The organism is Leisingera aquaemixtae (genome assembly GCF_001458395.1).
Taxonomy (GTDB): domain Bacteria; phylum Pseudomonadota; class Alphaproteobacteria; order Rhodobacterales; family Rhodobacteraceae; genus Leisingera; species Leisingera aquaemixtae.
The window spans coordinates 35,497-61,224 of sequence record NZ_CYSR01000018.1 but is presented as its reverse complement, the minus strand read 5'-3'; the positions used below and the strand labels follow the sequence as shown (position 1 = coordinate 61,224).

Below are 25,728 nucleotides of genomic sequence, written 5' to 3'. Positions count from 1 at the left end.
TCATTGAGAAGCTCGTCCCGCAGGCTGCCGTTGAATGACTCGATAAAGGCATTCTGCTGCGGTTTTCCGGGGTCGATGTAATGCCAATCCACGCCGTTCCTGTCGGCCCATTTCAGGATTGTCCGGCTGGTGAATTCCGTGCCGTTGTCGCTGACAATGCAAGCAGGTTTTCCGTAGAGCCGGACGAGCGCGTCCAGCTCCCGGGCAACACGCTCACCTGAAATGCTGGTGTCTGCCGCCAGGCACAGGTTTTCCCGGCAGCAGTCGTCATTCACGGCCAGGATGCGAAACTTCCGCGACGCGCCGAAGCTGTCTGCCAGGAAATCCAGGGACCAGCGCTGGTTGGGCTGGGTGGCTTCGGGCATCGGCGTTCTCGAGCCCCGGGCGCGTTTGCGCCCCCGCCGCCGTTTCACTGCAAGGCCCTCCTCCCGGTAGAGGCGGTAAAGCTTTTTGTGGTTCATGATCATGCCTTTTCGCTCAAGCAGCACGCCGATCCGCCGGTATGACGCAGAACATGGGCCGACTTGGCCGGACTATGCCCGAACTTGTGCTCCAGCCGATTCCAGGTGTCTGCAGGGGTCGCAAATTCCAACCCTCGGTGTGACCGGTGATGGTAAACATCGACGACAAAACGCACCAAAAGTTCGACGATGCTTGGATACGAGGAAAACTAAGGGCACCGGACCACGCGCCATCGGCGTCTGATGTGCCACCATACCCTTCTGCAGCCGCCGAGTTGGTGCCGCCACGAACGGACTTAGAATACCAGCCTGTCCGGGTGTTGACGTCTGTATTGTTTACCGAAGAAGCGCCGACGCGGATCAGGACCTCTCTTACGTCCGGCTGGGGAAGCGGCACATCCTCCCGCCATTCCAGCTTGTCGAGACCGCCATGTCCGGTAAGGACGACGGCTTTCATGGTTGCGGGTCGTGTCATCTTCTACACAGTCAACTATGGTAGACATGATGAGCAAAATATCCGTCGGGCTTGAGCGCGCCTTCGCCGCCCGGGGTTTCGCGGAGCCCTCCGTTGAGGACTTGCGCGATGCCGCCGGCGTGAGCCTGCGCACGCTCTACAAATACACCCCCTCTCGGGCCGACATGGTTCTGGCTGCATTGGAGAACCGGCACCAGCGTTACCTCTCGCGTGTCTTCGATGGCTTGCCGAAGGGCACCGAAGAAGCGATCAACACCATTCTCGCGAGGGTCGGCACCTGGATGGCGACGGAGACGTCGCATGGATGTCTGTTTCATGCCGCCTTGGCGGCCGACCCGAACAGCGGTCCACTCCGCGGGCTTCTCGAGCGCCACAAGGCGGAGGTCGCGTCAAAAGCGGTGGCAGCAACCGGCCTTGTTGCGGCCGAAACTGAACTGCTCGTGATCATTGAGGGCTTGACCCAGTCTTGGCCGTTGCGCGGTGATGAAGCCGTCGAGGCCGCCAAGCGATTGGGTCGCGCGCTCGGGGTTTCGCTCGAATAGTTATAACCACATCGGCTCGAACAGTTTTCTGCGTACACGCAAAGCGAAATCGAACGACAGCATTGTCCGCATCCGCACACCGTTCGAAGGTGGTTGGCGGCTGCACCTGCGGCGAACGGCGGCTTCATTTGGTGCTCATGCAGCGTGGGACCGCCGCCCAGCTGGCAGAAGCCAAGACTTTGCAAAGGGCGCTTTCTGCGCTTCGCAGCAGCTCGTGCCTGGCGAAGCATTCGGCGTTCTGGGCCATTCCGTAGCTTTCGCTGCATTTCTGAAGAACGACTGAAATGGTGGCAAGTGAACCTGCCGCACTTTTCTAGGGCCAGCGGGATTTGGACAAGCCAAACGCCGCCGGTCGTCAGGGGGAGGGCGCCGCCCTCCCCCTCGGGCAATCCTATTAGACAGGGCCGTGTCCTCGGCTGCGCCTGCGGGCCGCACCAACCCTGTCGAATAGCATTGCCTCGCCCCCTCCCGCGTTCGCCACGTGGCAGATCAGCAGGAACAGGCGGCTTCGCCGACTGACCCTGCAAATCAGCCCTGATTTTCCGGAAGGAGGTCAGATCAACCGAAACGGGCCGCGCGAGCCGAAAATGGGAATTGGGTCAGCAATCTGACAGAAAGGTCAGTTTTGCTTGGCATTCGACAAGAAGGAAGTGGCGGACCGAGGAGGATTCGAACCCCCGACCCCTTGATTCGTAGTCAAGTACTCTATCCAGCTGAGCTATCGGTCCACTGCGGCGGGGTTTATCCATAGCATCCCACAGGCGCAACCCCAAAAGCAAAAATAGTTTCATCCGCCTGTCATATTACCGCCCGCCGCCGCCAGCGCCTCAGATCGTGCCATCGCCCTTGGGCAGGCAGATCTCGAAGACCGTGCCGGCGGGGCCGGTCTGCGTCAGCGTCACCGAGCCGCCGTGGCCGCGGGCCAGCTCGCCGGCAATCGCCAGCCCCAGCCCGGTGCCGCCCTTGCGGGCGCCGCCCTGGAACGGGGTGAACAGATTGTCCTGCGCCTTTTTCGGCAGGCCGGGGCCGGTGTCCGCCACCGTGATGTACCAGGCGCCTTCCGTCTCGCGGGCGGCCACCGTCACCGTGCCGGGCTGCCCGGTTGCGGCAATCGCCTGGCGGGCATTGCGCACCAGGTTCATGATGATGCGGAACAGCTGCTCCGGATCGGCCCGCAGCATCATCGGCGCAGGCACGGTGTTGATGATCCCGATCTCGGCACTGCCGGCCGCCAGCAGCTCGCTTTCGGCGATGTCGCCGACGATTTCATGCAGGCAAACCACCGCAAAGGTCGGCGAGGGCTCCTCCGCCCGGCCAAAGGCCAGCGTGCCCTCGCACAGCGAGACCGCGCGGGTGATGGAATTCACCAGCTTGGGCGCCAGGCGGCGCACCAGCGGGTCTTCGCTGCGCTCGATCCGGTCGGTGAACAGCTGCGCCGAAGTCAGGATGTTGCGCAGATCATGGCTCACCTTGGCCACCGCACCGCCCAGCTGCGCCAGCCGCTCGCGCTGTTTGAGCGCATGGGTCAGCTCGGTCTGCAGCTGCATCAGCGCCTCTTCCGCCTCGCGCAGCTCCACCACGCCGGAGCTGGGGTGGATGATGCCGCGCGCATCCTCGGGCGCGGCCGCATAGCGCTGCATGTGGCCGACCACGCTCTTGATCGGCTTCACCAGCACGATCCGCACCGCGACAAACAGCAACAGCGCGGTGAAGATGGAGATCACCGCCGACAGGATCAGGATCCGCACCCCGTAGTCCAGCATGGCCTGGCGCAGGGGCGCGGTCTCGATGGTGACCTCGATCAGCAGGCCGGCATCGCGCACCGGCGCGCCGATCACCCGGATGATCTCATTTTCCGGCGTGGCCAGCCGCAGCACCGCGTCCTTGATCAGCGTCAGCGCCCCGGCCATGCGCAGATCATAGGTGCCGGTGATCTGCCGCGGGATCGGCGAAGCCAGCATCAGCTGGCGGATCTCATCGCGGCGCAGCACCACGTTGTAGACGCCCGCGTTCTCCAGCAGCTCCGCTTCCAGCTCGGTGTCCAGCATGTCATCAGCCAAGAGCGCCAGCGACGCGATCTGCGCCCGCTCCAGCCGGTCCGACAGGTAATCCATGCGGAACCGGGCAATCGACGGGACAAAGATCAGCACTTCGGCCAGCATTACGAACACCGTGGTCAGGACCAGAAATCTGCCCGAAAGCGTGTTGAGCATCCCGCCGCCCTTACCTCATGGAATCCAGCGCTGAACCAGGTGCACCGCGCGTTTCACCCAACTGCTTTCAAACAGCCGCGGGGAAAAATACGCTCCCGCCGCCCGTTTGTTAATCTCGCCGAAGGAAGGATAAGGCGCAACCATGGCTGCAATCTGGCTCATTTTCAGGCGGTTGGCCAGTGCCATGGACCACAGGCTGATGAGCTCTCCGGCCTGATGGCCCGCAATAGTGGCGCCGACGGGACGTCCGCCGGAAACCATCACTTTTATGAACCCTTTGGTCTTGCGTTCGGCGGTGGCGCGGTCGTTATGCTCATAATCAAAGCGCACCACCTCCAGCTTCACCCCGTACCGGTCGCGCGCCTGCGCCTCGGTCAGCCCGACCTGCGCCAGCTCCGGATCGGTATAGGTCGCCCAGGGGATATGGCTGGTCTTGGCCTTGGACGGCAGCCCGAACAGCGCGGAGCGGATGATGACGCTGGCGTGGTAGCCCGCCACATGGGTGAACTGCAGCCCGCCGGCCACGTCGCCAATGGCATAGACGCGCTTTTTGGTGGTCAGCAGGCTCTCGTCCACCTTGATGCCGCCGCCCTGGGTCTCGATCCCCGCAGCCTCCAGGTTCAGCCGGTCGGTGTTGGCCTTGCGCCCCACCGCCATCAGCAGATGGGTGCCGTGAAACTTGCTGCCGTCCTTGGTCTCGACCTCAATCGCACCGGCCTGGCCGCCAACACGGGAGACCATGGCGCCCTCGGCAATCTCCACGCCCTCTGCGCGCAGGCTCTCCAGCACCAGCGCCGCGGCCTCCGGATCATCCTTGCCCAGCGCCTTCTGCCCTTCGATCACGGTGACCTTGCTGCCCAGCCGCACATGCGCCTGCGCCATCTCCATCCCGATCGGGCCGCCGCCGATGATCAAGAGATGCGCGGGCCTTTCGCGGAGATCGAACAGGGTCTCGTTGGTCTCAAACGGCACCTTGTCCAGACCCGGCACCGGCGGCACCAGGGGCGAGGATCCGGTGGCAATGACGATCCGGCGCGCGGTGATGCGGTACGGCCCGGCCTCCACCTCCTCGGGGGAGACGAAATGGCCGAACTCCCGGATCACCCGCACCCCCAGGCCCTCGAACCGCTCCTGGCTGTCGACCGGCGCGATGGTTCCGATCACCTGATGCACATGATCCTTGGCAGCGGCATAATCCGGCTGCGGACGCTGATCCGCCACCCCGAACGCCGCGGTATGCGCCTGGCCATAGGCGGCCTTGGCGCTGGCCAGCAGCGCCTTGGAGGGCACGCAGCCGTAGTTCAGACAGTCGCCGCCCATCTTGTGGCCCTCCAGCAGCACCACATCGGCACCCATCTGGCTGGCCCCCGCAGCCACCGACAAGCCCCCCGATCCGGCACCGATGACCAGAAGATCGCATTTGATACGGTTCATGTTCAGCTGTCCTTTTTCTTGCGGCCGCGCAGGTTGCCACGCACCGCCTTGACCAGGATCGGCATCGCCGCCAGCGCGCACAAGCCCAGGATCGGCCCGATCACATGCGGCTCCCACAGCAGGCTCAGGTCCGGATCCCCGCCGCGGTCAAAGACAGACCCGACGCCCACGCCGATCCAGGTAAAGACGATGGCGCCCGGGATGATCCCCGCCGCGGTGGTCCACAGGAAGTTGCGGAACTTCACCCCCACCAGCGCCGGCAGCAGGTTGGCCACAAAGAACGGCACCGCCGGCACCAGCCGCAGCAGCAGCAGCACCTCGACCTCGTTTTCCCGCAGCGCCTGTTTCAGCATCTGCACCCGGCCCTCGGCGGCTTCGATCCTGGCGGTCAGCATCGCCCCCAGCCCCATGCGCGCGGCCAGAAAGATGCCCGCCGCGCCGATGGTGGCAGAGACCACATTGAACACCGTGCCCGCCGCCAGCCCGAACAGAAAGCCGCCCGTCACCGAGGCCACAGCCGCACCGGGCAGCGAAAACACCACGATGACAATGTAAAGCCCCATGAACAGCGCCACCAGCCCCAGGTAATTCTGATCCCGGAACGCCATCAGCGCCTCGCGGTTGTCGCGCAGCGTGTCAAACGTCAGATAGTCCTTCAGCGTCACCGCCCCGATCAGCGCCACAGCCGCCACTGCAATCAGCGGCAGGTGGCGCGCCAGGCCGGGCTTTGATCCAGCTTGCGGGTCGGAATTCGGGGTCTCGGTCATATCGCTTTTCGGTCCGTGGTTGCTGCAGGGTTTGTGCTACGTGTTAAATGGCCGCTGTGCGAGGCCAAGCAGCCCCGCTTCACAGGTGCTTGAACACAGATCCGGATTTCGTGAGCTTTGTGGCAGAATCACCGGTCCCATGTTACAGCCGCGGCGTCCGGACTGGCCGTTCCGGGGCAGTTTTTGGCAGAAATGTTGCATATTGCCCGGAAAAGGCGGCCTGCAGGGTTTGACTTGGCCGTCATTCCCTCCTAAAGACCGGGCTTCGAGATAGACCCCGGGCGGGCGATTCCGCGCCGTACCCGTAGACATAAATGTGGAGACCGGAGCGATGAAACGCACCTATCAGCCTTCGAACCTGGTTCGCAAACGCCGCCACGGCTTCCGTGCGCGCATGGCCACCAAAGCAGGCCGCAAGATCCTGAACGCACGCCGCGCCCGCGGCCGCAAAGAACTGAGCGCATAAGCTCAGTTCCCGTTCTGACGGACATGACACCGCCGGAGGCCCCCAAGGACGGCAACGCTGCCCGCGGGGACACGCCTCCGGCGGTGTCCGTTTGCGCATCGGATGCGACCAAGCTTGAGGTCATGGCCAAGCGCCGTGATTTCCTTGCCTGCGCCCGCCCCCCTGCCCTGAAGCAGGGCACCAAGGGCATGATGGTGCAGGGCCGCAACCGCCAGGATGGCGGCGGCATCCGCCTGGGCTTCACCTGCTCCAAGAAAGTCGGCAACGCGGTGGCCCGCAACCGCGCCAAGCGCCGCCTGCGCGAGGCCGCGCGGATGATTCTGCCTGTGCATGGCCGCCCCGGCTGGGATTACGTGCTGATCGGCCGCGCCGATGAGACCGCCCAGCGCCCCTTCGAGGAGCTGAAGCGTGACCTGATCTACGCGCTGAAGAAGATCCACGGCCAATAAAGCTGCAACGGACTCCCGGCTTTCTGAACGCGCCTCGTCCGGCCGCCAGGCCGGACAGCGCCCGACCCTCCCCACGGGAGGGCGCTTCCGCCCCCTCCCAGGCTCGGGCGCTGTCCTATTTGCCATATCGAGCGACTCTGCCTATTTATCCGCCATGACCCCGCTGGCCCATATCCTCGCAGTCCCTGTGCGCGCCTACCGGCTGCTGTTCAGCCCCTGGGTCGGCTTCAACTGCCGCTACCAGCCCACCTGCTCTGCCTACGCGCTGGAATCGCTGGAAAAACACGGCGCTGTCAAAGGCGCCTGGCTCACCCTCCGCCGCATCGGCCGCTGCCACCCCTTCGGCGGCGACGGCTATGACCCCGTACCGGACCGCAAGGACTGATCTCACTTCTTCCGGTTCAGCCCGCGCGCGATAGTGTCGATGATCATCCACATCAGGATGATGAACGGCAGGAAGGCCATCATCGGATCGCCCGCCGCCTTCCCGGCCTTGGCCGCTTTCAAGAGCGTGCCCACGCCCTTTGGCGGCTGGCTGATATAGCTCTCCAGTTCCTTGGACGCCTTGACCAGAATGCCGTAGTCCTTGTCCGGCTTCTTCTGCATCAGCTTCAGCGCGCTGGCGAGCCGCCCCAGCACGTTGTTCAGCTCATTCACCACGCTGTCGAGCCAGGTCACGCCGTCCTGCACATCCAAGGGCAGCTCGCCAAAGAACGGCGCGTTCTGCAGCTTGGTGACCTGCGACTGCTTCTTCATGAAAGCGGTGACCTTCTGCGCCGCGGCCTTGCCCTTGGCGGGCGTCATCGCGCCCTTCTCGAACTGCTTGACCACACCGCGCAGCTCTTTCTCCAGCCCTTTCAGGCCGGCCTCCGCCTCGCCCACGGCCTTGCGGACAATCCGCGCCTCCTTGCTGTCTTCGCTCATAAAATGCCCTCACTGATCAAATCGCTTTATCGCTCCAGCTTAGCGCGCCTTGCCGCCGCCCCCTAGCGCTGCACACCTTTTTTCCTTGGCAAAACGCCCCTGCTCGGCTAGGGCGCGCCCATGCTTGATGATGATCTGGACGAAATCCATCCGCTGTTTGCCGGCGCCCCCGCGACCACTGAGTTCAAGAAGCTCAGGAAGCGCATCGTGCGCTATGCGCGTGAAGCCATCGACCAATACGGCATGGTCGAGCGGCGCGAGGACGGCAGCACGCCGAAATGGCTGGTCTGCCTGTCGGGCGGCAAGGACAGCTATACCCTGCTGGCCGTGCTATACGAGCTGAAATGGCGCGGCCTCCTGCCCGTCGATCTCTTGGCTTGCAACCTCGATCAGGGCCAGCCGGGCTTCCCGGCGACAGTGCTGCCGGAGTTCCTGGAAAAGATGGGCGTGCCGCACCGGATCGAGTATCAGGACACCTATTCCATCGTCGTCGACAAGGTGCCGCAGGGGCGCACCTACTGCGCGCTGTGCTCGCGCCTGCGCCGCGGCAACCTCTACCGCATCGCGCGCGAGGAAGGCTGCTCGGCGGTTGTGCTGGGCCATCACCGGGATGACATCCTGGAAACCTTCTTCATGAACCTCTTTCACGGCGGCCGCCTGGCGACCATGCCGCCCAAGCTGGTCAATGAGGAGGGCGACCTGTTCGTGTTCCGCCCGCTGGCCCATGTGGCAGAGGCCGATTGCGAGAAATTTGCGCGGTCCATGAACTATCCGATCATTCCCTGCGACCTCTGCGGCAGCCAGGACGGGCTGCAGCGCCAGCAGGTGAAACAGATCCTGGACCAATGGGAATCAAATTCGCCCGGACGCCGCCAGGTGATGTTCCGGGCGCTGATGAATGCGCGCCCGTCGCATCTGCTGGACCCGAAACTGTTCGATTTCGCCGGCCTGGAGCTGAAGAATTCCGGCGCTGAGCCGGAAAATTCCGAAATTCCCAAGCTGCGTTAACTCCCGGGTTAGAACAGCACCTTAGTCTCAGGCCGGAACGACTGGCTGCAGACGAAGGGTCTGAGAATGACAAATACGGGTTCAGGTCTCCTGGCACGGCTCCGGCAAACCCTTGCCCCCGCACTTTTCGGGCCGCCCGTGCTCGCTTTCCTGCCCGCGCTGACGCTGGCCACCTACTGGCTCGGCGGCGAGGTGGCGCTGCTGTCGGTGGCGCTAGGCCTGCCGGTGCTGCTCGCCGCCACCGGCGGCTTCAGCAAGCTCGGCGGCCGCGGCCGTCCCCGCGACAGCATCACCGGCATGATGCTGCGCGACGGATTCGAGGCGGAAACCGCCCGCATCCACGCCGAATGCGCCGATACCGATTTGCGCTCGGCCGTCTTCATCGTGGATCTGGACGACTATAAGGAGCTGGCCGACCGGCACGGCCAGGACGCGGGCGACCGGATCATGCAGCAGTGCGGCGCGCAGATCGCCTCTGCCCTGCGCCAGAACGATGTCGTGGCCCGGCTCGGCGACAGCCGGTTCGCGATCTGCCTGGCCCCTACCCTGCAGCTCGACCTGGAGCTGTGCATTCAGCTGGCGGGCCGGATTCAATCCGCCGCGGAGGAGCCGGTGCCGCTGGACGGCACCACGGTTTACATGACCTCGTCCATCGGCTTCTGCCAGCGCAACCGGGCGCCGGGCAAAACCGGCGCCGACTGGACCGGGGCCGCCATCGCTGCCCTGGCCGAGGCGCAAAGCAACGGCTCCGGCGGAATCCGCGCCTATTCGGCGGATATGTCGGGCCGCGGCAACTCCCGCTCCAGCCTGCGCGACGAGGCCGCGGCGGCGCTGGAAACCGGCCAGATCCAGGCCTGGTTCCAGCCGCAGATCTGCACCGACACCGGCCGGGTCTCGGGATTCGAGGCGCTGGCGCGCTGGTCGCATCCGGTGCAGGGGCTGATCCCGCCCTCCACCTTCCTGCCCGCGCTGGAGGAGGCCGGGCTGATGGACCGGCTCAGCCAGGTGATGCTCTACAACGCCCTGGTAGCGGTCAAGGCCTGGGACGCGGCCGGGGTGAACGTGCCCTGCGTCGGGGTGAACTTCGCCACCCAGGAGCTGCGAAACCCCGGGCTGGCCGGGCGCGTCAAATGGGAGCTGGAGCGGTTTGAACTGCCCCCCAGCCGCCTGTGTGTCGAGATCCTTGAAACCGTGATGACCGATCAGCCCGACGGCGTGGTCACCCGCAACATCCTCGCCCTCAGCGACCTGGGCTGCCACATCGACCTCGACGATTTCGGCACCGGCCACGCCTCGATCGCCGCAGTGCGCCGGTTCAACATCTCCCGCATCAAGATCGACCGCTCCTTTGTGATGAAGGCCGACCAGGACCCGGAACAGCAGAAACTGATCTCCGCCATCCTGACGATGGCAGAGCGGCTGGATCTGGACACCCTGGCCGAAGGGGTGGAAACCGCGGGCGAGCACGCGTTGCTGGCGCAGCTGGGCTGCGGCCACGTGCAGGGCTTCGGCATCGGCCGCCCGATGCCGTTTGAGCAGACGCTGGACTGGATCGCCGCGCATGAGGCGAAACTGCAGAACACGCCTGTGATCGGCCGCCAGACCCCCTGACCGCACACTTCCGGGCACTTTATACCGCGCCGGGGTGCTCTGCCGCCCCGGCGCGGCCCGATTCTGCTTGACCTTTGCGGCCCACCTCTGTTGAACCCCACGTGTCCTTCCCTACACGAGGTGGCAGTCCCCAATGGACGATCAGAACAAAAATCTTATTCTCGCAACCGTACTCAGCTTTCTGGTGATCCTCGGGTGGTATACCTTCTTCCCGCCGCCGGAACCGGAACAGGCGCCGGAAACCGCGGTCAGCGAAACCGCCCCCGCAGGCGATACCGCACTGGCGCCCAGCGCCGCGGCGGAGGCTGTGGACAGCAGCGCCCCGGCCCAGGCCGAAGCGCCGCAGGCCGCGCGCCTGGCCATCGACACGCCGCGGGTGACCGGCAGCATCTCGCTGCAGGGCGGCCGGATCGACGATCTGTCGCTGAAGGACTACCGCGAGACGCTGGACGCGAATTCCCCGATCGTCAAACTGCTGAAGCCGGTGGGCGAGGCCCAGGCCTATTACGCGCTCTATGGCTGGGCTCCGGGTTCGGGCCTGTCGCTGGATGACGTGCCGGGCGCCAACACCGTCTGGAGCGCCGGGGCAGACGCCACCCTGACCCCGGACAGCCCCGTCACCCTGACCTGGGACAACGGCAAGGGCCTGACCTTCTCGCGCACCATCTCGGTCGACGAGGACTACATGTTCTCGGTCACCCAGTCGGTTGCCAACGCCTCCGGCGGCACCGTGTCGCTGGCGCCCTACGGCACCCTGGCCCGCCATGGCCAGCCGGCCGACCTGAAGAACTTCTTCATCCTGCACGAAGGCCTGGTCGGCATGTCCGACGGCGAGCTGGCCGAGATCGACTATGACGACATGGCCGATTTCGAAGCCGATGCGCGCGACGGCTCCAAGGCAGAGGTCCGCCAGGTCGCCGAAAACGGCTGGATCGGCTTTACCGACCATTACTGGATGTCGACCCTGGTCCCCGCGCCGGGCCAGGCCTTCCGCTCGATCGCCAAATTCGACGAACGCCGCGAGATCTACCAGACCGACATCGTGCTGCCGACCGTGACCGTCGCCGACGGCCAGTCGTCCGAAGTGACCACCCAGCTGTTTGCCGGCGCCAAGGAATGGGAAACCATCCGCGGCTATCAGAAAGCAGGCATCCAGGGCTTCCTGGACGTGATCGATTGGGGCTGGTTCTTCTTCCTGACCAAGCCGATGTTCTGGCTCCTGCACAACCTGAACGTCCTGATCGGCAACATGGGCTGGGCGATCATCGGCCTCACCGTGGTGATCAAGATCCTGGTGTTCCCGCTGGCCTATAAATCCTACGCCTCCATGGCGAAGATGAAAGAGCTTCAGCCGGAGATGGAGAAGCTCAAGGAGCGCGCCGGCGACGACCGCCAGAAGATGCAGAAGGAGATGATGGAGCTCTACAAGCGGGAGAAGGTGAACCCCGCCGCGGGCTGCCTGCCGATCCTGATCCAGATCCCGATCTTCTTCTCGCTCTACAAGGTGATCTTCGTCACCCTGGAACTGCGCCACGCGCCCTTCTTCGGCCCCTTCCAGGACCTCAGCGCGCCGGATCCGACCTCGATCTTCAACCTGTTCGGCCTGCTGCCCTTCGCGGCCCCGGCCCCGGAAAGCATCCTGGCACTGGTCTTCATCGGCATCCTGCCAATCCTGCTGGGTGTCTCGATGTGGCTGCAGCAGAAGCTGAACCCGGCGCCCACCGACCCGACCCAGCAGATGATCTTTGCCTGGATGCCCTGGGTGTTCATGTTCATGCTCGGCGGCTTCGCCTCCGGCCTGGTGGTCTACTGGATCGCCAACAACACAATCACCTTCACCCAGCAGTATCTGATCATGCGCAGCCATGGCTATTCGCCGGACGTGTTCGGCAACATCAAGTCGAGCTTCAAGAAGAAGCCGAAGGCTGAGAAGTGAGGCCCGCTGAGGTCACAGAAATCTGGCGCCACCCGCTCAAATCACACGGGCGGGAGGCACTGGAAACCGTAACTCTGAGCGCCGGGCAGACCATGCCCGGCGACCGCGTTTGGGCGGTCGCGCATGAGGCGTCCAAGGCGGATGGCTCCGAATGGGTGCCTTGCCAGAACTTCACCCGCGGCGCCAAGGCGCCCGCGCTGATGGCGGTCAATGCCCGGCTGGACGACGCCACCGGCCAGCTGACGCTGACCCACCCGGACCGCCCCGATCTGACCTTCGACCCGGAAAACCCCGCGGATCTGCCGCGGTTCCTGGACTGGGAAAAGCCGCTGCTGCCTGCAAACCGGGCCGGCTCCTCCCATATCGTGCGGGTGCCGGGCCGCGGCCTGACCGACAGCGCGTTCCCCTCGGTAACGCTCTGCAACCGGGCCTCCCACCGCGCGGTGGAACAGGCCATCGGCCACCCGCTGTCGCCGCTGCGCTGGCGCGGCAACATCTGGTTCGACCTCGGCGAGGCCTGGGCCGAAAACGAGTGGCTGGGCCGCGAGGTGCAGATCGGCGAGGCCGTCCTTGCGGTGCGCGACCGGGTGGTCCGCTGCCTGGCGACCACCGCCAATCCCGAAACCGGCGAACGCGACGCCGACACGCTGAAAACCCTGAAAGACAACTGGGGCCATCAGGACTTCTCGGTCTACGCCGAGGTGGTCCGCGGCGGCCCTGTCCGCATCGGCGATGCGGTGAAGGTACTGTGATGCAGATGCAATTCCCCCTGGCCGAGGCGCCGGACGAAATTTCCCTGGAAAAAGGCCGCAAGCTGTTTGCGGGCGAGACCGAGTTCCTGAAAGGCGTGGTCGCTATGAACGGCCTGCCCGGCGCCGACCGGATGGAGGTCTGTTTTGCCGGCCGCTCCAACGTCGGCAAGTCGAGCCTGATCAACGCGCTGACCGGCACCAAGGGGATCGCGCGCGCCTCCAACACCCCGGGCCGCACGCAGGAGATCAACTTCTTCACCCAAGGCCCCGACCTCTATCTGGTCGACCTGCCGGGCTACGGCTATGCCAACGCGCCGCTGGCGGTGGTGGAGAAATGGCAGAAGCTCTTGAAGCAGTATCTGTCCGGCCGCCAGAACCTGCGCCGCGCCTTTGTGCTGATCGACAGCCGCCATGGCGTCAAGAAGGTGGACGAGGACATCATGAAGCTGCTGGACAGCTCCGCCGTCACCTTCCAATGCGTGATGACCAAGGCCGACAAGGTCAAGGACAAGGACCGCGCCAAGGTGCTGGAGCAGGTCCGCGGCGCGCTGGCCAGACACCCGGCGGCCTATCCGGAAATCGTGCTGACCTCGTCCGAGAAGGGCGACGGCATCCCGACCCTCAGGTCGATCATCGCCGGCCTCTGATCCGTGATTGCCCGCCTCGCCTCTTATCTGGTTGTGATCGCCCTGGCCGTGGCCGGGCTGATCCCCTCCGGTTGGATGCCGGGCGCCGGGCAGGACGGCAAGGTGCTTCTGGTGATCTGCACCGGCAGCGGCACGGTGGAAACCTGGGTCGATCTGGAGGGCGAAGGCGGACACGCCCCTACCGAACAGATGGAGGACCGCAGCTGCCCCTTTGCCGCCCTTGGCGCGGTGGCGCTGCTGCCGGACAGCCTGCTTGACCTGAACCTTGAGACCCCGCTGACAGACCGCTGGTCGCGCGAGGCGTTCACCCATCACACCGCCGGTTTCCACTGGCGCTATGACGCCCGCGGCCCGCCCGCGCTCTCCTGACCTTCTGAACACTTCTGACATTTCCGCCGGCGCCCCGCGCGTCCGGCCCTGTTCCGGTACGGAGAGACCCAATGGCACCCAGCCAACCGCATTCCGCGGGCCAATCGCGCCCGCTTACCGATAAATTCTACTTTGCCGTCTGGCGCTGGCACTTCTACGCCGGCCTGTTCGTGATCCCCTTCCTGATCATGCTGGCAGTGACCGGCCTGATGATGATGTTCATCACGCAAGTTGACGGCCGCGACGGCGAGAAGATCCCCGTCACCCCAGCCCCCGCCGCGCTGAGCCTCCCTGAGCAGGAGGCCGCCGTTCTGGCCGCCCAGCCCGGCACCATCGCCGAATGGATCGGCCCCAAGGCCCCCGGTCTGGCCGCCGTGTTCCGCGTGAAAAGCGATGACGGCCAGCGCCTGGTTGCCCTGAACCAGTACACCGGCGAGGTGATCGAGGTCTGGGACCGCCGCGCCGGCTGGTATGACCTGGCCGACAACATCCACTCCACCCTGCTGATCGGCGACACTGGCGACCGGCTGATCGAGATCTCCGCCGGTTTGGGCCTCGTGCTGGTGCTGACCGGGCTGTACCTGTGGTGGCCCCGCGGCAACGCCGCCAGCGCCCTCGTCCCGAACTTCCGCGCCCGTGGCCGCGCCCTGTGGAAAAGCCTGCACGCCGTGACCGGCTTCTGGATGTCGGCGCTGCTGGTGGTGTTCCTGATCTCGGGCCTGTCGTGGACCGGCATTTGGGGCGGCCAGATCATGCAGGCGTGGTCCACCTTCCCGGCTGCGAAATGGGACAACGTGCCCCTGTCCGATGACATCCACGCCAGCATGAACCACGGCCACACAAACGACGTGCCCTGGGCGCTGGAGCAGACCCCGATGCCCGCCTCCGGCTCGGACGCAGGGATCACCGGCGTGACCGAGGGCGCGCCCGTTGACGCTGCCAGCCTGATTGCCCTGGGCCGTGCCTTGGGGATGGAGGGCCGCTTCCGCCTTGCCTACCCCGGCGGCGAAACCGGTGTCTGGACCCTCAACCGCGACAGCATGAGCGGCGACGGCGACAGCCCCTTCATCGACCGCACCGTGCATGTGGACCAGTACAGCGGCAGGATCCTGGCAGATGTGAAATACGAGGACTACTCCTGGGCGGGCAAAGCCATGGCCGTCAGCATCCCCTTCCACATGGGCCTGATGGGCAGCTGGAGTTTCGTGCTGAACGTGGTGTTTTGCCTCGCGGTGATTTTTGTCTGCCTCTCTGGCCTGGTGATGTGGGTCAAGCGCCGCCCTGCCGGTGCCGCGCGCCTCGCCGCGCCGCCGGAACCGGCGGAGATGCCGTTCTGGAAGGGGGCTGCGCTGATTGCCGTGCTGGTGTCGCTGGCCTTCCCGCTGACCGGCCTGACGCTGCTGGCGGTGCTGGCGTTTGACGTGCTGCTGCTCGGCAACCTGCCGGTGCTGAAGCGTGCTGTGAGCTGACCGCGCCAGAGCGCAACATCAATGATGGGCAGCGCCCGACCCTGGGTGGGTGCGAAAGCGCCCTCCCGTCGTGCTGCAAGCACGCCTCTGGCGTGACGGGAGGGTCGGGCGCTGCCCGGCGCGCTTCGCGCTTGTCCCGGGCTTTAAACGTGCTGCGCGCCGTTCACCTCGATCTCGGTGCCGGAGATATAAGAGCTTTCCTTGGAGCACAGGAAGTAGATCGCCGCCGCCACCTCCTCCGGCTGGCCCAGCCGCTGCATCGGCAGCTTGGCGACGATCTTTTCGGTACCGGGCGACAGGATCGAGGTCTCGACCTCCCCCGGCGCAATCGCATTCACCCGCACCCCCATCGGCCCGAAGTCATGCGCCATTTCCCGCGTCAGCGCCGCCAGCGCCGCCTTCGACGTGGCATAGGCGGCACCCGCGAACGGATGCACCCGGCTGCCCGCGATCGAGGTCACATTGACGACGGAGCCCTGCGCCGCCGCCAGCTCTTCCTTGAGGCCGCGGGCCAGCACCACCGAGGCAAAGAAGTTCACGTGAAACACCTTGCCCCAGTCCATCAGGTCGGTGTTGAGCGTATTGAGCCGCTCCCCCTCCGGCCCCTTGGGCGAGATGCCCGCGTTGTTGACCAGCGCGTCCAGCCGCCCGTCCAGCAGCTCCTGGATCTGGCCCACCGCGTTGATCGTGTCCGACGGGTCCGACAGGTCCAGCTGCACATGATTCTCCTGGCCGCCGCCCCAGGGGCATTCCTGCGGGAACGGCTGGCGCGAGCAGGTGATCACCCGCCAGCCCTCCGCGTTGAAGCGGCGCACGGTGGCATGGCCGATGCCGCGGCTGGCGCCGGTCAGCAGCAAAGTCTTCTGGCGCATGGCGCCCTCCTTGTGTGAGAATCTGGCCTGAGACTAGCACCCGAGCCGCGATCCGCAACGGGGTGCGCCAAACGCAACCCTTGGCAGCGGCGCCGGAACCCCGTAACACATCGGGGCCAAGGGATGATGCAGCAATGAAGAAACAAGATATGAACCGCGATTGGATTGCCACCGCCGAAACTCTCTCCAGCGCGCTGCCCTATTTCCAGCGCTTTGCCGGGGCCATTGTCGTCATCAAGCTGGGCGGCCACGCCATGGGCAGCGATGAGGCGATGGACACTTTCGCCCGCGACATCGTGCTGATGCGCCAGGTGGGCGTCAATCCGGTGATCGTGCATGGCGGCGGGCCGATGATCAACGCGATGCTGGAAAAGCTGCAGATCAAGTCGGAGTTCGTGAACGGCAAGCGTGTCACCGACGCGGCCACCATGGAAGTGGTGGAGATGGTGCTGTCCGGCGTCGTCAACAAGCGCATCGTGCAGGCGATCAACCGCCAGGGCGGCCGCGCGGTGGGGCTGTCGGGCAAGGACGCGAACCTCATCATCTGCGATCAGGCCGATCCGGACCTGGGCTTTGTCGGCGCACCGGCCGAGATGGACCCCAAGGTGCTGTACGGCCTGTTTGAAAAGAACATGATCCCGGTCATCGCCCCAATCGGCGGCGGCCGCGACGGCGAGACCTACAACATCAACGGCGACACCGCCGCCGGCGCCATCGCCAAGGCGTTGACCGCCGACCGGCTGCTGCTGCTGACCGATGTGGCGGGCGTCAAGAATGCCGATGGCGACGTGGTGACAGAGCTGAAGGCGGCGGATGTCGAGGAGATGACCGCCAGCGGCGTAATCGCGGGCGGCATGATCCCCAAGACCGAAACCGCGCTGGACGCAGTGCGGAACGGCGTGCGCGCCTGCACCATCGTCGATGGGCGGGTGCAGAACGCGGTGCTGCTGGAGCTTTACACCGACCACGGCGCGGGCTCGATGATCCGCGCCTGAGGCGGCTGTTGCAGGGGGACTGAGGGGCGCTGCCCCTCTTGGCCCCCTGGGCCAATTCACCCCGGGATATTTTCAGCCAGAAGAACAGGGGATCCGTGCTGCGCAGCGCCCGCTCCGCGCAACACAGTTGCTTTTTGCTGCCATATGCGCCTCGCTGCATCTATGGAGCATGAAACCCTGATCCGCCTTGCGGCCTTCCTGGGGCTGTTTGCGCTGTTTGCGGCGGCAGAGGCCTGGGCGCCGCGCCGCGCCCGCAGCCTGCCGCGGCGGCGGCGCTGGCCCGCGAACCTGTCGATCTCCATCCTGAACACGCTGACCCTGCGGGCGCTGGCGGCGGGGCTGCCCCTGCTCGCCATTGGCGCGGCGCTGGATGCGGCAGAGCATGGCTGGGGGCTGCTGAATGCGGTGCGCTGGCCCGGCTGGGTGGAGGGGCTGCTGGCGGTGCTGGTGCTGGATTTTGCGATCTGGCTGCAGCATCTGATCACCCATAAGGTGCCGCTGTTGTGGCGGCTGCACCGGGTGCATCATGCCGACCGCGACATGGATGTGACCACCGCGGTCCGCTTTCACCCGGTCGAGATCGCGCTGTCGATGCTGCTGAAGATCGGGCTGGTCTATCTGCTGGGGCCTTCGGCCCTGGCAGTGGTGCTGTTTGAGATTCTGCTGAACGGCACCGCGCTGTTCAACCATGCCAACCTGGCGCTGCCCCGCAGGGCGGACGCGCTGCTGCGGCTGCTGCTGGTGACGCCGGACATGCACCGGGTGCATCATTCCATCCGCCGCAGCGAGCATGACAGCAACTACGGCTTTGCCCTGTCGGCCTGGGACCGGATCTTTGGCACCTACACCGCGCAGCCCGGCCAGGGGCATGACGGCATGACCGTGGGGCTGCAGTGGCAAGACGGGCGGCCGGCGCGGCTGGGCTGGAGCCTGATGCTGCCGTTCCGCCGCCGCTGAGCCGGGCGGCAGGAAGACGCCGGCAGGCGGTTGCGCGGCGTTTTTGCGCTCCGGAAGGGGCTGCCGCGCTGCTAGGCTCGCCCCATGCCACCGGACCGGATGCCGCTTATGACCCTGACAGACCTGCCGGACGCCCCCGCCCGGGACACTCCGTTTTATACGCGGATCGAAGCGGCGGCCGCACAGGCCGGGCTTGCGGTTTTCGGCGCGCTGCATCCGCGGCGCCAGCCTGTCAAGGCGCTGGCGGGCGGCACCCTGGTGCTGCTGGGCACGGACAAGGCGTTCTGGCCGCGCTTCACCGCCACCCCGGAATACAGCGACGGCCGGCCTGACCCGGTGGACCGCTGGTCGCAGCGGGTGATCGGATCGCTGGCAGAGACCCTGGGCGGCGGCGCCCATTACCCCTTTGGCGGGCCGCCCTATACGCCCTTCATCAACTGGGCGCTGGCCACGGGGCGGTTCTTCACATCGCCGTCACAGATGATGGTGCATGATCAGGCCGGACTGATGATTTCTTTGCGGGGGGCCCTTCATTTCAAACCGGAATTTGACATCCCCCCTCCCCCTTTGGCAGAGTCGCCCTGCCACAGCTGCCGCTCCCGTCCCTGCCTGACCGCCTGCCCGGCGGCGGCGCTGGCGGACGGGGGACCCTACGATCTGGCGGCCTGCCATGACTATCTTGATACCAGCGCAGGCGCCGGCTGCATGACCGGCGGCTGCCTGGCCCGCCGCGCCTGCCCGCTAAGCCGCACCGCCGGCCGGGCGGCTGACCAAACCGCACATCACATGAGGCATTTTCACCCGCAATGACCTGCACCCTGATCCTGACCCGCCACGCCAAATCCGCCTGGGACACCAGTGTCCCCAGCGACCACGCCCGCCCGCTGAACAAGCGGGGCCGCCGCTCCGCCCCGGTCATTGCCGACTGGCTGCGCGGCAACGGCTATCTGCCGGATCAGGTGATCTCCTCCTCTTCCCGGCGCACCCGCGAAACCTATGAGCTGATGGAGCTGGGGGTGCCCGCGGCCTTTACCGAGCGGCTGTACCACGCCAATTCGGACATCCTGTTCAAGGTGCTGAGCCAGGCCGAGCATCGCCGCGTGATGCTGATCGCCCATAATCCCGGCATCGCCGCCTTTGCCCACTCCATCGTGGCCAACCCGCCGGACCATGCCCGCTTTGACGACTACCCGACCGGCGCAACCCTGGTGGCGGAGTTCGATATCGGCAGCTGGAAGGATCTGAGCTGGAGCAGCGGCAAGGCCATTGATTTCGCCGTCCCGCGGGAGCTGCTGGGCGAGTAGCCGGCGCCTGCGTCATTCTGGCGCATCCCGCGCCGGAGGCCTCTGGCAGGGCGGCGCGGGCAGACCTATATTCCGGGCCGGAAACACGCCCCCGCGAGGATTGGAGAAGACCCATGCACCGCCGTACCCTGCTGCTGGCCGCAGCCGCCCTGCCCTTCGCCGCCCTGCCGGGCTTTGCCGCGGAAGCGGAGACCACCATCCGCATCATGAAGTCGCCCACCTGCGGCTGCTGCACCGCCTGGGCCGACCGCCTGGCCGCCGCCGGTTTCACCACCGAGGTGCGCAATGTAGGCGACGAGGAGCTGTGGGCCATGAAGGAGCGGCTGGGCGTCGGCGGCGATCTGGCGTCCTGCCACACAGCGATGGCCGGCTCTTACGTGATCGAGGGCCATGTGCCCGCGGCGGACATCCAGCGGCTGCTGGCGGAACAACCGGCGGCGCTGGGGCTGACCGTGCCGGGAATGCCGGTCGGCTCGCCGGGCATGGAGATGGGAGACGAGCGCGAGGCGTTCGATACCCTGCTGGTCCTCGCCGATGGCACCACCGAGGTCTTCGCGAGCCATTCCTGATCCGGACAGCCGGAACGGAAAAAGGCCGGGCGCACTGCCCGGCCTTTCTGTTTTGCCCGGCGGGGCGGTTCCGCCCGCCGCCGCTGCGGCCCTCAGTGACCTAGGATCTGGCTGAGGAACAGCTTGGTGCGGTCGCTTTTCGGGTTGTTGAAGAACTCTTCCGGCTCGTTCTGTTCGACGATCTGGCCTGCGTCCATGAAGATCACCCGGTTCGCCACCTGACGGGCAAAGCCCATCTCGTGGGTCACGCACAGCATGGTCATGCCTTCCTCGGCCAGTTCGATCATGGTGTCGAGCACCTCCTTGATCATCTCCGGGTCGAGCGCCGATGTCGGTTCATCGAACAGCATGATACGCGGCATCATGCACAGCGAGCGCGCGATCGCCACACGCTGCTGCTGGCCGCCCGACAGCTGGCCGGGGTACTTATCGGCCTGCTCCGGGATCTTGACCTTCTCCAGGAAGTGCATCGCCCGCTCCTCGGCCTCTTTCTTGGGCGTCTTGCGGACCCAGATCGGCGCCAGGGTGCAATTCTCCAGGATGGTCAGATGCGGGAACAGGTTGAAGTGCTGGAACACCATCCCGACCTCGGACCGGATCTTGTCGATGTTCTTGAGGTCGTTGGACAGCTCGGTGCCGTCCACCACGATCCTGCCCTGCTGGTGCTCTTCCAGCGCGTTCAGGCAGCGGATCAGGGTGGATTTGCCGGAGCCCGACGGGCCCGCGATCACGATCCGCTCGCCCTGGTTGACGGTCAGATTGATGTCGCGCAGCACGTGGAAGGACCCGTACCACTTGTTCATGTTGGAGATTTCAATGGCGACCTCGTCGCTCACCTGCATCTTGGAGCGGTCGATTTCGCGGTCGGACATAAGTTCAGACATGTGTTGAACTCCTTAACGGTGGTCGGTGGCGAGACGGCGCTCAAGCCACTGTGAGTATTGAGAAATGCCGTAGCAGACGACGAAGAACAGAAGCGCGGCAAAGCCCAGAAGCTCCCAATAGACCCCGTTCCACTCGGTGGAGGCGAGGATCGGGCCGCGGATCATGCCCACCAGGTCGAACATCGAGATGACCGAAACCAGGGTGGTGTCCTTGAACAGGCCCACGGCCACGTTCACGATGCCCGGGATGGAGATCTTCAGCGCCTGCGGCAGGATGATCAGCCGCATTGCCTGCGCATAATCCAGGCCCAGGCTGTCCGCCGCTTCATACTGCCCCTTCGGAAGCGCGGCGAGACCGCCGCGGATCACCTCGGCGATATAGGCCGCCGAGAACATGGTGATCATGATCACCACGCGCAGGAACAGGTCCACCGTGCTTTCCGGCGGGAAGAAGTAGGCCAGCATCACCGATGCCACGAACAGCAGGGTGATCAGCGGCACGCCGCGCACGAACTCGATGAAGATCACGCACATCCACTTGATCAGCGGCATGTCCGACTGGCGGCCCAGCGCCAGCGCGATGCCCAAGGGCAGCGACAGCGACACGCAGGTCACCCCCAGCATCAGGTTCAGCATGAAGCCGCCCAGATCGCGCGAGGGCACCGGGGCGAGCCAGGCGTTTTCCGACGCCCCTTCGGGGATCAGCAGCCCGCCGAGGATCCAGACCGCAAAGGCCGCTGCGATTGCGCCGAAGAAGGCTATCGCAAAGCTGCTCTTGCTGAAGGTCTGGAACACGGCCGCAGCCGCCGCAAAGCCCAGCAGCGCCACCACCGGCACCATCAGCGTGCCGCCCCAGATCAGCCAGAAGGCCAGGAACGGGTAGATGGCAGTGAAGATCAGCAGCTTGCGCGGCAGATCGAAAAACAGCACCGGCGCGGCTGCAAACAGCAGCAGAACCAGGGCCAGGTTCGGACGCCAATAGGCATCAGAGGGATATTTGAAACCGTACAGAAGCTGGTTCCAGCGCTCGGTCAGCACCGAGAAACAGGCCCCGGTCTTGCCCTGCAGAATTTCGCGGCATTCAGCCAGCGAGCTGGTGGTCCAGACCCCGTTCAAAATCCACGGCAGGGTGTTTTGCAGCACCATGTAGATCACCGCCAGCGCCGCGATGGTCAGCGCGGAGTTCGCGGCGTTGGAGAACAGGTTCTCGCGCAGCCATTTCACCACACCGGTTTCCGACGCCGGCGGCGGGGCCGGCGGGATCTGGGTTTCGCGGACAAAGGCGACGGTTTGTGCGTGTGTATCGCTCATGTCTCAGCGCTCCTTCAGCTTCACAGATGCGTTGTAGACGTTCATCACCATCGAGATCACCAGCGAGGCGGTCAGGTAGAACAGCATCAGGAGCAGCACGCACTCGATGGCGCGGCCGGTCTGGTTCAGGGTGATGCCGCCAAGGGTTGCGGTGATATCCGCATAGCCCACGGCGATGGCGAGCGAGGAGTTCTTGGTGATGTTGAGGAACTGCGAGATCAGCGGCGGGATGATCACCCGCAGCGCCTGCGGCAGAACCACCAGGTTCATCACCCGGCGCGGGCGCAGGCCCAGCGCCGCCGCGGCTTCGGTCTGGCCCTTGGACACCGCCTGGATGCCGGCCCGGACGTTTTCCGCGATAAAGGCGCCGGTGTAGATCGACAGCGCAAACCACAGCGCGATCAGCGGGCCGCCGACCTTGATGCCGCCAGTGAAGTTGAAGCCCTTCAGCTCAGGATATTCCCAGGTCAGCCCCATGATCATGGTCAGCGCCAGGAACGGCACCAGCCAGGCTGCGAGGACCGGCAGCAGGGTCTTGGGGCGGACACCGGTGGCTTCCTGCTTGCGGCTGGCCCAGACGTTGATCTGATGCACCACCCCCCAGGACAGGGCAAACCCGGCCAGGATCAGCAGCCAGTTCATTGCGGTGCTCTCAAAGATCCCGTTCTGGAACCAGGGCAGCGGCGTGTAGATCCCGCGGTTGGTGAAGGCAAAGGCGTCAAACAGCATGCTTGCCGACGGATCGTCGCCGCGGAACTCCCGCGGCCCCGGCAGCACCGCCGTCATGATGGTGAAGATGATGATGATCCAGATCAGCACCGGAATGTTGCGGAAGATCTCCACGTAGACCGCCATCAGCTTGGAGACGAGCCAGTTGTTGGAGAGCCTCAGCACCCCTGCGACCACCCCGAAGACGGTAGCGGTGATACAGGCCAGGAAGGCCACCAGCAGGGTGTTCAGCACACCGACCAGCGCCGCGCGGGCGTGGCTGGACTGGCTGTCGTATTCAACCAGGCGCTGGTTGATGTCGTACCCGGCCGAGTCGCCAAGGAATGAGTAGGAAATATTGAGCCCCGCAGCCCGCAGGTTCTGGATCAGGTTGTTGCCCAGATACCAGATGCACAGGGCCAGAACGATCGCCGCAATCACCTGAAACGTCAGGGAACGGTAGCGGGTATCGTTAATGAGCATAGACAGCCGAAAACCTTCGTTCGGCGGGTCAGTAAGCGTTGACATGTATTGTGATCCCCTGGCTCCGGTTCTTTGTCCTGGCGGCGTTTGTCGCCGCTCCGCAGCGGACCGGAGCTTTTTTCTGATAGGAAAAGGGCGCAGGAATGTCCTGCGCCCCTCCCGGTGGTATGTTTAGCGGAACGGCGGAGCGTACAGCAGGCCGCCTTCGGTCCACTGTGCGTTCAGGCCGCGGGCCAGGCCGACCGGGGTGTCTTCGCCGATGTTCTTGGCAAAGATCTCACCGTAGTTGCCGCCGGCGGCCACAGCCTTTTGCGCCCAGTCAGCTTCCAGGCCCAGCATCTCGCCCAGGGTGCCTTCGCTGCCCAGCAGGCGGTTGATTTCCGGGTTGTCGGTGCCGGCTGCCATTTCGCTGATGTTGGCCGAGGTGATGCCCAGCTCTTCAGCCGCGATCAGCGCCATCAGGCTCCAGCGGACAACGTCGCCCCATTCGTGGTCGCCATGGCGGACCAGCGGGCCGAGCGGCTCTTTGGAGATGATTTCCGGCAGGATCACGTGGCCCGACGGATCGTCGAAGGTGGCGCGGGTTGCGGCCAGGCCGGAGGCGTCGGTGGTGTAGACGTCGCAGGACCCAGCCAGGTACTGCTGCTGCGCTTCGGCGTTGGTTTCGATCGGAACCGGCTCATAGCTGATGTTGTTGGAGCGGAAGAAGTCCGCCAGGTTCAGCTCGGTGGTGGTGCCGGTCTGGATGCAGACAGTGGCGCCGTCCAGTTCCTTGGCCGAGGACACGCCCAGCTCTTTCGGGACCATGAAGCCCTGGCCGTCATAATAGTTCACGCCCACGAATTCGAACTTCAGGTCGACATCGCGCGAGAAGGTCCAGGTGGTGTTGCGCGCCAGCAGGTCGATCTCGCCGGAGGCCAGCGCGGTGAAACGGGTCTTGCCGGTGGTCGGCACGAATTCAACAGCGGTCGAGTCGCCCAGAACGGCTGCAGCCACAGCCCGGCACACGGCAACGTCAAAACCTTCCCATTCGCCATTCGCATTCGGGGCCGCAAATCCGACCAGGCCGGTGGTGACGCCGCAGTTCAGCTTGCCGCGGGCTTTCACGTCATCCAGCGTGCCGGCAGCAGCTGCGCCAGCCGCCAGACCGGCAACGGTCAGAGCGCCCAAAAATACGGTTTTTTTCATTTTTACCTCTTCCTGATAGTCCGCCTGTACGGCGGTTCTTATTACCCGGCGATCCCCCGCCGGAAATGAGACCGAAGAAGGGTTTACCCCTTTTTCGCGCCTGAGTGTGGGCGCATTCATCAACAAACGTCAAGGCCGCTATCAGGAAATTCGATGGGCGGGATGCGCACAAATGCACCGGGAGTAAACATTTTTACTCCACGCGGCCCGAATTGGTAATTTTCTGTTCTCAGGAAAAATCGAAGAAGCGTTTGGCGTGCAGAAATTCCTGCCGTTTGACGGCGGCGGCGGCGGCGGCCTCCTCGTCCGCGCCCCATTGCTCTTCCTGCCAGCGCTCGTCCAGCCGCGACAGCAGCCAGATCTCATCAGCGCTGCGCCAGCCATGCGCGGCGGCAAAGCCCAGGATCAAAGAGCCGGAAATCCCTACCAAATCGTGGAACGCCGCCAGCTGGAACGGCGTCATCGCCCGGACCCTTTCCGCCAGCACCGCCAGCGCCGCGGTCTCCTGCGGCTGATGCAGCACGCCCATGCGGGGCTGCAGCCGCGCGCCCAGCGTCTCTGCCGCCCAGTCCAGCGCCGGATCCCATTCCTGCGCCTGCCGCAGCGTCAGCTCAACCGGCGCGTCCGCGCGGTAGCACAGCAGATCGCTGTCGCCGTATTCGGCCAGCATGGCGGCCACTTCGCTGTGCTGATGTGTCACCTTGTCAATTGCGGCGTTCGCCGACCGGGTGCAGGGCATCGCCAGCGGGTCGACTGATTCGGTCTGCGCGTCCCACTCGGCGGCGATGGCCGCGGCCATGTCCCGCGTCGGCAGCATCAGCGGCGCCTTGGCGGGCGTCTTGACCCGGCGGCCGTCCAGTTCCACCGCAAACCCGCCGCCGGTCTCCGCCACCGAGACCTCTTTCCAGAACCGTTTCTGTGCCCAGCCGCTCAT

General features: G+C 65.2%; 26 protein-coding genes, 1 tRNA gene and 1 pseudogene. 16 read left to right on the top strand and 12 right to left on the bottom strand.

Annotated elements, in window-relative coordinates:
* Positions 1 to 503 (bottom strand): annotated as a pseudogene (locus tag PHA8399_RS07990) (DDE-type integrase/transposase/recombinase); the annotation flags it as partial.
* A gap of 450 nt (positions 504 to 953) precedes the next feature.
* Here PHA8399_RS07990 and PHA8399_RS07985 point away from each other — a divergent pair.
* Positions 954 to 1,478, top strand: a complete 525-nt coding sequence (locus PHA8399_RS07985; RefSeq protein ID WP_058285631.1) for a TetR/AcrR family transcriptional regulator — start codon at positions 954 to 956, stop codon at positions 1,476 to 1,478.
* 651 nt (positions 1,479 to 2,129) lie between these two features.
* Here PHA8399_RS07985 and PHA8399_RS07980 read toward each other — a convergent pair.
* The 4 genes from PHA8399_RS07980 to PHA8399_RS07965 form a co-directional block, all read right to left on the bottom strand.
* A tRNA-Arg gene (locus PHA8399_RS07980) sits at positions 2,130 to 2,206 on the bottom strand.
* A gap of 99 nt (positions 2,207 to 2,305) precedes the next feature.
* A complete protein-coding gene (locus PHA8399_RS07975; RefSeq protein ID WP_058285630.1) occupies positions 2,306 to 3,691 on the bottom strand; it encodes a sensor histidine kinase in 1,386 nt (461 codons plus the stop codon).
* A 15-nt stretch (positions 3,692 to 3,706) separates the two neighbouring features.
* On the bottom strand, positions 3,707 to 5,125 hold the full coding sequence (locus PHA8399_RS07970) for a dihydrolipoyl dehydrogenase family protein (RefSeq protein ID WP_058285629.1): 1,419 nt from the start codon (positions 5,123 to 5,125) through the stop codon (positions 3,707 to 3,709).
* A gap of 2 nt (positions 5,126 to 5,127) precedes the next feature.
* Positions 5,128 to 5,892 carry a TVP38/TMEM64 family protein gene (locus PHA8399_RS07965; protein WP_058285628.1) on the bottom strand — a complete coding sequence of 255 codons (765 nt, stop codon included), beginning with the start codon at positions 5,890 to 5,892 and terminating at the stop codon, positions 5,128 to 5,130.
* Between the two features lie 331 nt (positions 5,893 to 6,223).
* On the opposite strand from PHA8399_RS07965, the gene rpmH reads away from it, so the two are divergent.
* The 3 genes from rpmH to yidD all read left to right on the top strand — a co-directional run bounded on the left by rpmH (position 6,224) and on the right by yidD (position 7,192).
* Positions 6,224 to 6,358, top strand: coding sequence for a 50S ribosomal protein L34 (gene rpmH, locus PHA8399_RS07960; RefSeq protein ID WP_008554144.1), 135 nt, complete (start codon positions 6,224 to 6,226; stop codon positions 6,356 to 6,358).
* Between the two features lie 23 nt (positions 6,359 to 6,381).
* Positions 6,382 to 6,807: a ribonuclease P protein component gene (gene rnpA, locus PHA8399_RS07955; protein ID WP_058285627.1), complete on the top strand. Its 426-nt coding sequence runs from the start codon at positions 6,382 to 6,384 to the stop codon at positions 6,805 to 6,807.
* A gap of 154 nt (positions 6,808 to 6,961) precedes the next feature.
* Positions 6,962 to 7,192 (top strand): membrane protein insertion efficiency factor YidD, encoded by a 231-nt coding sequence (gene yidD, locus PHA8399_RS07950; protein ID WP_058285626.1) that lies wholly within the window; start codon positions 6,962 to 6,964, stop codon positions 7,190 to 7,192.
* Between the two features lie 2 nt (positions 7,193 to 7,194).
* Here yidD and PHA8399_RS07945 read toward each other — a convergent pair whose 3' ends face one another.
* Positions 7,195 to 7,731, bottom strand: coding sequence for a hypothetical protein (locus tag PHA8399_RS07945; protein WP_027244883.1), 537 nt, complete (start codon positions 7,729 to 7,731; stop codon positions 7,195 to 7,197).
* Between the two features lie 120 nt (positions 7,732 to 7,851).
* Here PHA8399_RS07945 and ttcA point away from each other — a divergent pair, with 120 nt between their 5' ends.
* The 7 genes from ttcA to PHA8399_RS07910 all read left to right on the top strand — a co-directional run bounded on the left by ttcA (position 7,852) and on the right by PHA8399_RS07910 (position 15,523).
* The gene (gene ttcA, locus PHA8399_RS07940) at positions 7,852 to 8,739 is read left to right on the top strand and encodes a tRNA 2-thiocytidine(32) synthetase TtcA (RefSeq protein WP_058285625.1); all 888 of its coding nucleotides are present in this window, start codon (positions 7,852 to 7,854) and stop codon (positions 8,737 to 8,739) included.
* Between the two features lie 66 nt (positions 8,740 to 8,805).
* A complete protein-coding gene (locus PHA8399_RS07935) occupies positions 8,806 to 10,350 on the top strand; it encodes a putative bifunctional diguanylate cyclase/phosphodiesterase (protein ID WP_058285624.1) in 1,545 nt (514 codons plus the stop codon).
* A 133-nt stretch (positions 10,351 to 10,483) separates the two neighbouring features.
* Positions 10,484 to 12,286: a membrane protein insertase YidC gene (gene yidC, locus PHA8399_RS07930; RefSeq protein WP_058285623.1), complete on the top strand. Its 1,803-nt coding sequence runs from the start codon at positions 10,484 to 10,486 to the stop codon at positions 12,284 to 12,286.
* On the top strand, positions 12,283 to 13,038 hold the full coding sequence (locus PHA8399_RS07925; protein ID WP_058285622.1) for an MOSC domain-containing protein: 756 nt from the start codon (positions 12,283 to 12,285) through the stop codon (positions 13,036 to 13,038). Before yidC ends, PHA8399_RS07925 begins: the two co-directional genes overlap by 4 nt.
* The gene (yihA, locus tag PHA8399_RS07920) at positions 13,038 to 13,685 is read left to right on the top strand and encodes a ribosome biogenesis GTP-binding protein YihA/YsxC (protein ID WP_058285621.1); all 648 of its coding nucleotides are present in this window, start codon (positions 13,038 to 13,040) and stop codon (positions 13,683 to 13,685) included. The genes PHA8399_RS07925 and yihA overlap by 1 nt, the downstream gene beginning before the upstream one ends.
* A gap of 3 nt (positions 13,686 to 13,688) precedes the next feature.
* The gene (locus tag PHA8399_RS07915; RefSeq protein WP_082649493.1) at positions 13,689 to 14,054 is read left to right on the top strand and encodes a DUF2946 family protein; all 366 of its coding nucleotides are present in this window, start codon (positions 13,689 to 13,691) and stop codon (positions 14,052 to 14,054) included.
* A 71-nt stretch (positions 14,055 to 14,125) separates the two neighbouring features.
* A complete protein-coding gene (locus tag PHA8399_RS07910; RefSeq protein ID WP_058285620.1) occupies positions 14,126 to 15,523 on the top strand; it encodes a PepSY-associated TM helix domain-containing protein in 1,398 nt (465 codons plus the stop codon).
* A 143-nt stretch (positions 15,524 to 15,666) separates the two neighbouring features.
* Here PHA8399_RS07910 and PHA8399_RS07905 read toward each other — a convergent pair whose 3' ends face one another.
* Positions 15,667 to 16,395, bottom strand: coding sequence for an SDR family NAD(P)-dependent oxidoreductase (locus tag PHA8399_RS07905; RefSeq protein ID WP_058285619.1), 729 nt, complete (start codon positions 16,393 to 16,395; stop codon positions 15,667 to 15,669).
* A 134-nt stretch (positions 16,396 to 16,529) separates the two neighbouring features.
* Between PHA8399_RS07905 and argB the strand changes: the two genes are divergently transcribed.
* The 5 genes from argB to PHA8399_RS07880 all read left to right on the top strand — a co-directional run bounded on the left by argB (position 16,530) and on the right by PHA8399_RS07880 (position 20,220).
* The gene (gene argB / locus PHA8399_RS07900) at positions 16,530 to 17,390 is read left to right on the top strand and encodes an acetylglutamate kinase (RefSeq protein WP_058285618.1); all 861 of its coding nucleotides are present in this window, start codon (positions 16,530 to 16,532) and stop codon (positions 17,388 to 17,390) included.
* 162 nt (positions 17,391 to 17,552) lie between these two features.
* A complete protein-coding gene (locus PHA8399_RS07895; RefSeq protein ID WP_058285617.1) occupies positions 17,553 to 18,347 on the top strand; it encodes a sterol desaturase family protein in 795 nt (264 codons plus the stop codon).
* A gap of 99 nt (positions 18,348 to 18,446) precedes the next feature.
* Entirely contained in the window at positions 18,447 to 19,157 is a 711-nt protein-coding gene (locus PHA8399_RS07890; RefSeq protein ID WP_145977005.1) for a ferredoxin, read from the top strand.
* Complete coding sequence (locus PHA8399_RS07885) at positions 19,154 to 19,651, top strand: SixA phosphatase family protein (RefSeq protein ID WP_058285616.1); 498 nt, start codon at positions 19,154 to 19,156, stop codon at positions 19,649 to 19,651. The genes PHA8399_RS07890 and PHA8399_RS07885 overlap by 4 nt, the downstream gene beginning before the upstream one ends.
* A gap of 113 nt (positions 19,652 to 19,764) precedes the next feature.
* Entirely contained in the window at positions 19,765 to 20,220 is a 456-nt protein-coding gene (locus PHA8399_RS07880) for a DUF411 domain-containing protein (protein WP_058285615.1), read from the top strand.
* Between the two features lie 92 nt (positions 20,221 to 20,312).
* Here PHA8399_RS07880 and PHA8399_RS07875 read toward each other — a convergent pair whose 3' ends face one another.
* The 5 genes from PHA8399_RS07875 to PHA8399_RS07855 all read right to left on the bottom strand — a co-directional run bounded on the left by PHA8399_RS07875 (position 20,313) and on the right by PHA8399_RS07855 (position 25,728).
* Positions 20,313 to 21,104, bottom strand: a complete 792-nt coding sequence (locus PHA8399_RS07875; protein WP_058285614.1) for an amino acid ABC transporter ATP-binding protein — start codon at positions 21,102 to 21,104, stop codon at positions 20,313 to 20,315.
* A 12-nt stretch (positions 21,105 to 21,116) separates the two neighbouring features.
* Complete coding sequence (locus PHA8399_RS07870) at positions 21,117 to 22,415, bottom strand: amino acid ABC transporter permease (RefSeq protein ID WP_058285613.1); 1,299 nt, start codon at positions 22,413 to 22,415, stop codon at positions 21,117 to 21,119.
* A 3-nt stretch (positions 22,416 to 22,418) separates the two neighbouring features.
* Positions 22,419 to 23,651 (bottom strand): amino acid ABC transporter permease, encoded by a 1,233-nt coding sequence (locus PHA8399_RS07865; RefSeq protein WP_058285612.1) that lies wholly within the window; start codon positions 23,649 to 23,651, stop codon positions 22,419 to 22,421.
* Positions 23,652 to 23,777: 126 nt separating this feature from the next.
* Positions 23,778 to 24,794 carry an amino acid ABC transporter substrate-binding protein gene (locus PHA8399_RS07860; protein ID WP_058285611.1) on the bottom strand — a complete coding sequence of 339 codons (1,017 nt, stop codon included), beginning with the start codon at positions 24,792 to 24,794 and terminating at the stop codon, positions 23,778 to 23,780.
* Between the two features lie 229 nt (positions 24,795 to 25,023).
* Complete coding sequence (locus tag PHA8399_RS07855) at positions 25,024 to 25,728, bottom strand: ATP12 family chaperone protein (protein ID WP_058285610.1); 705 nt, start codon at positions 25,726 to 25,728, stop codon at positions 25,024 to 25,026.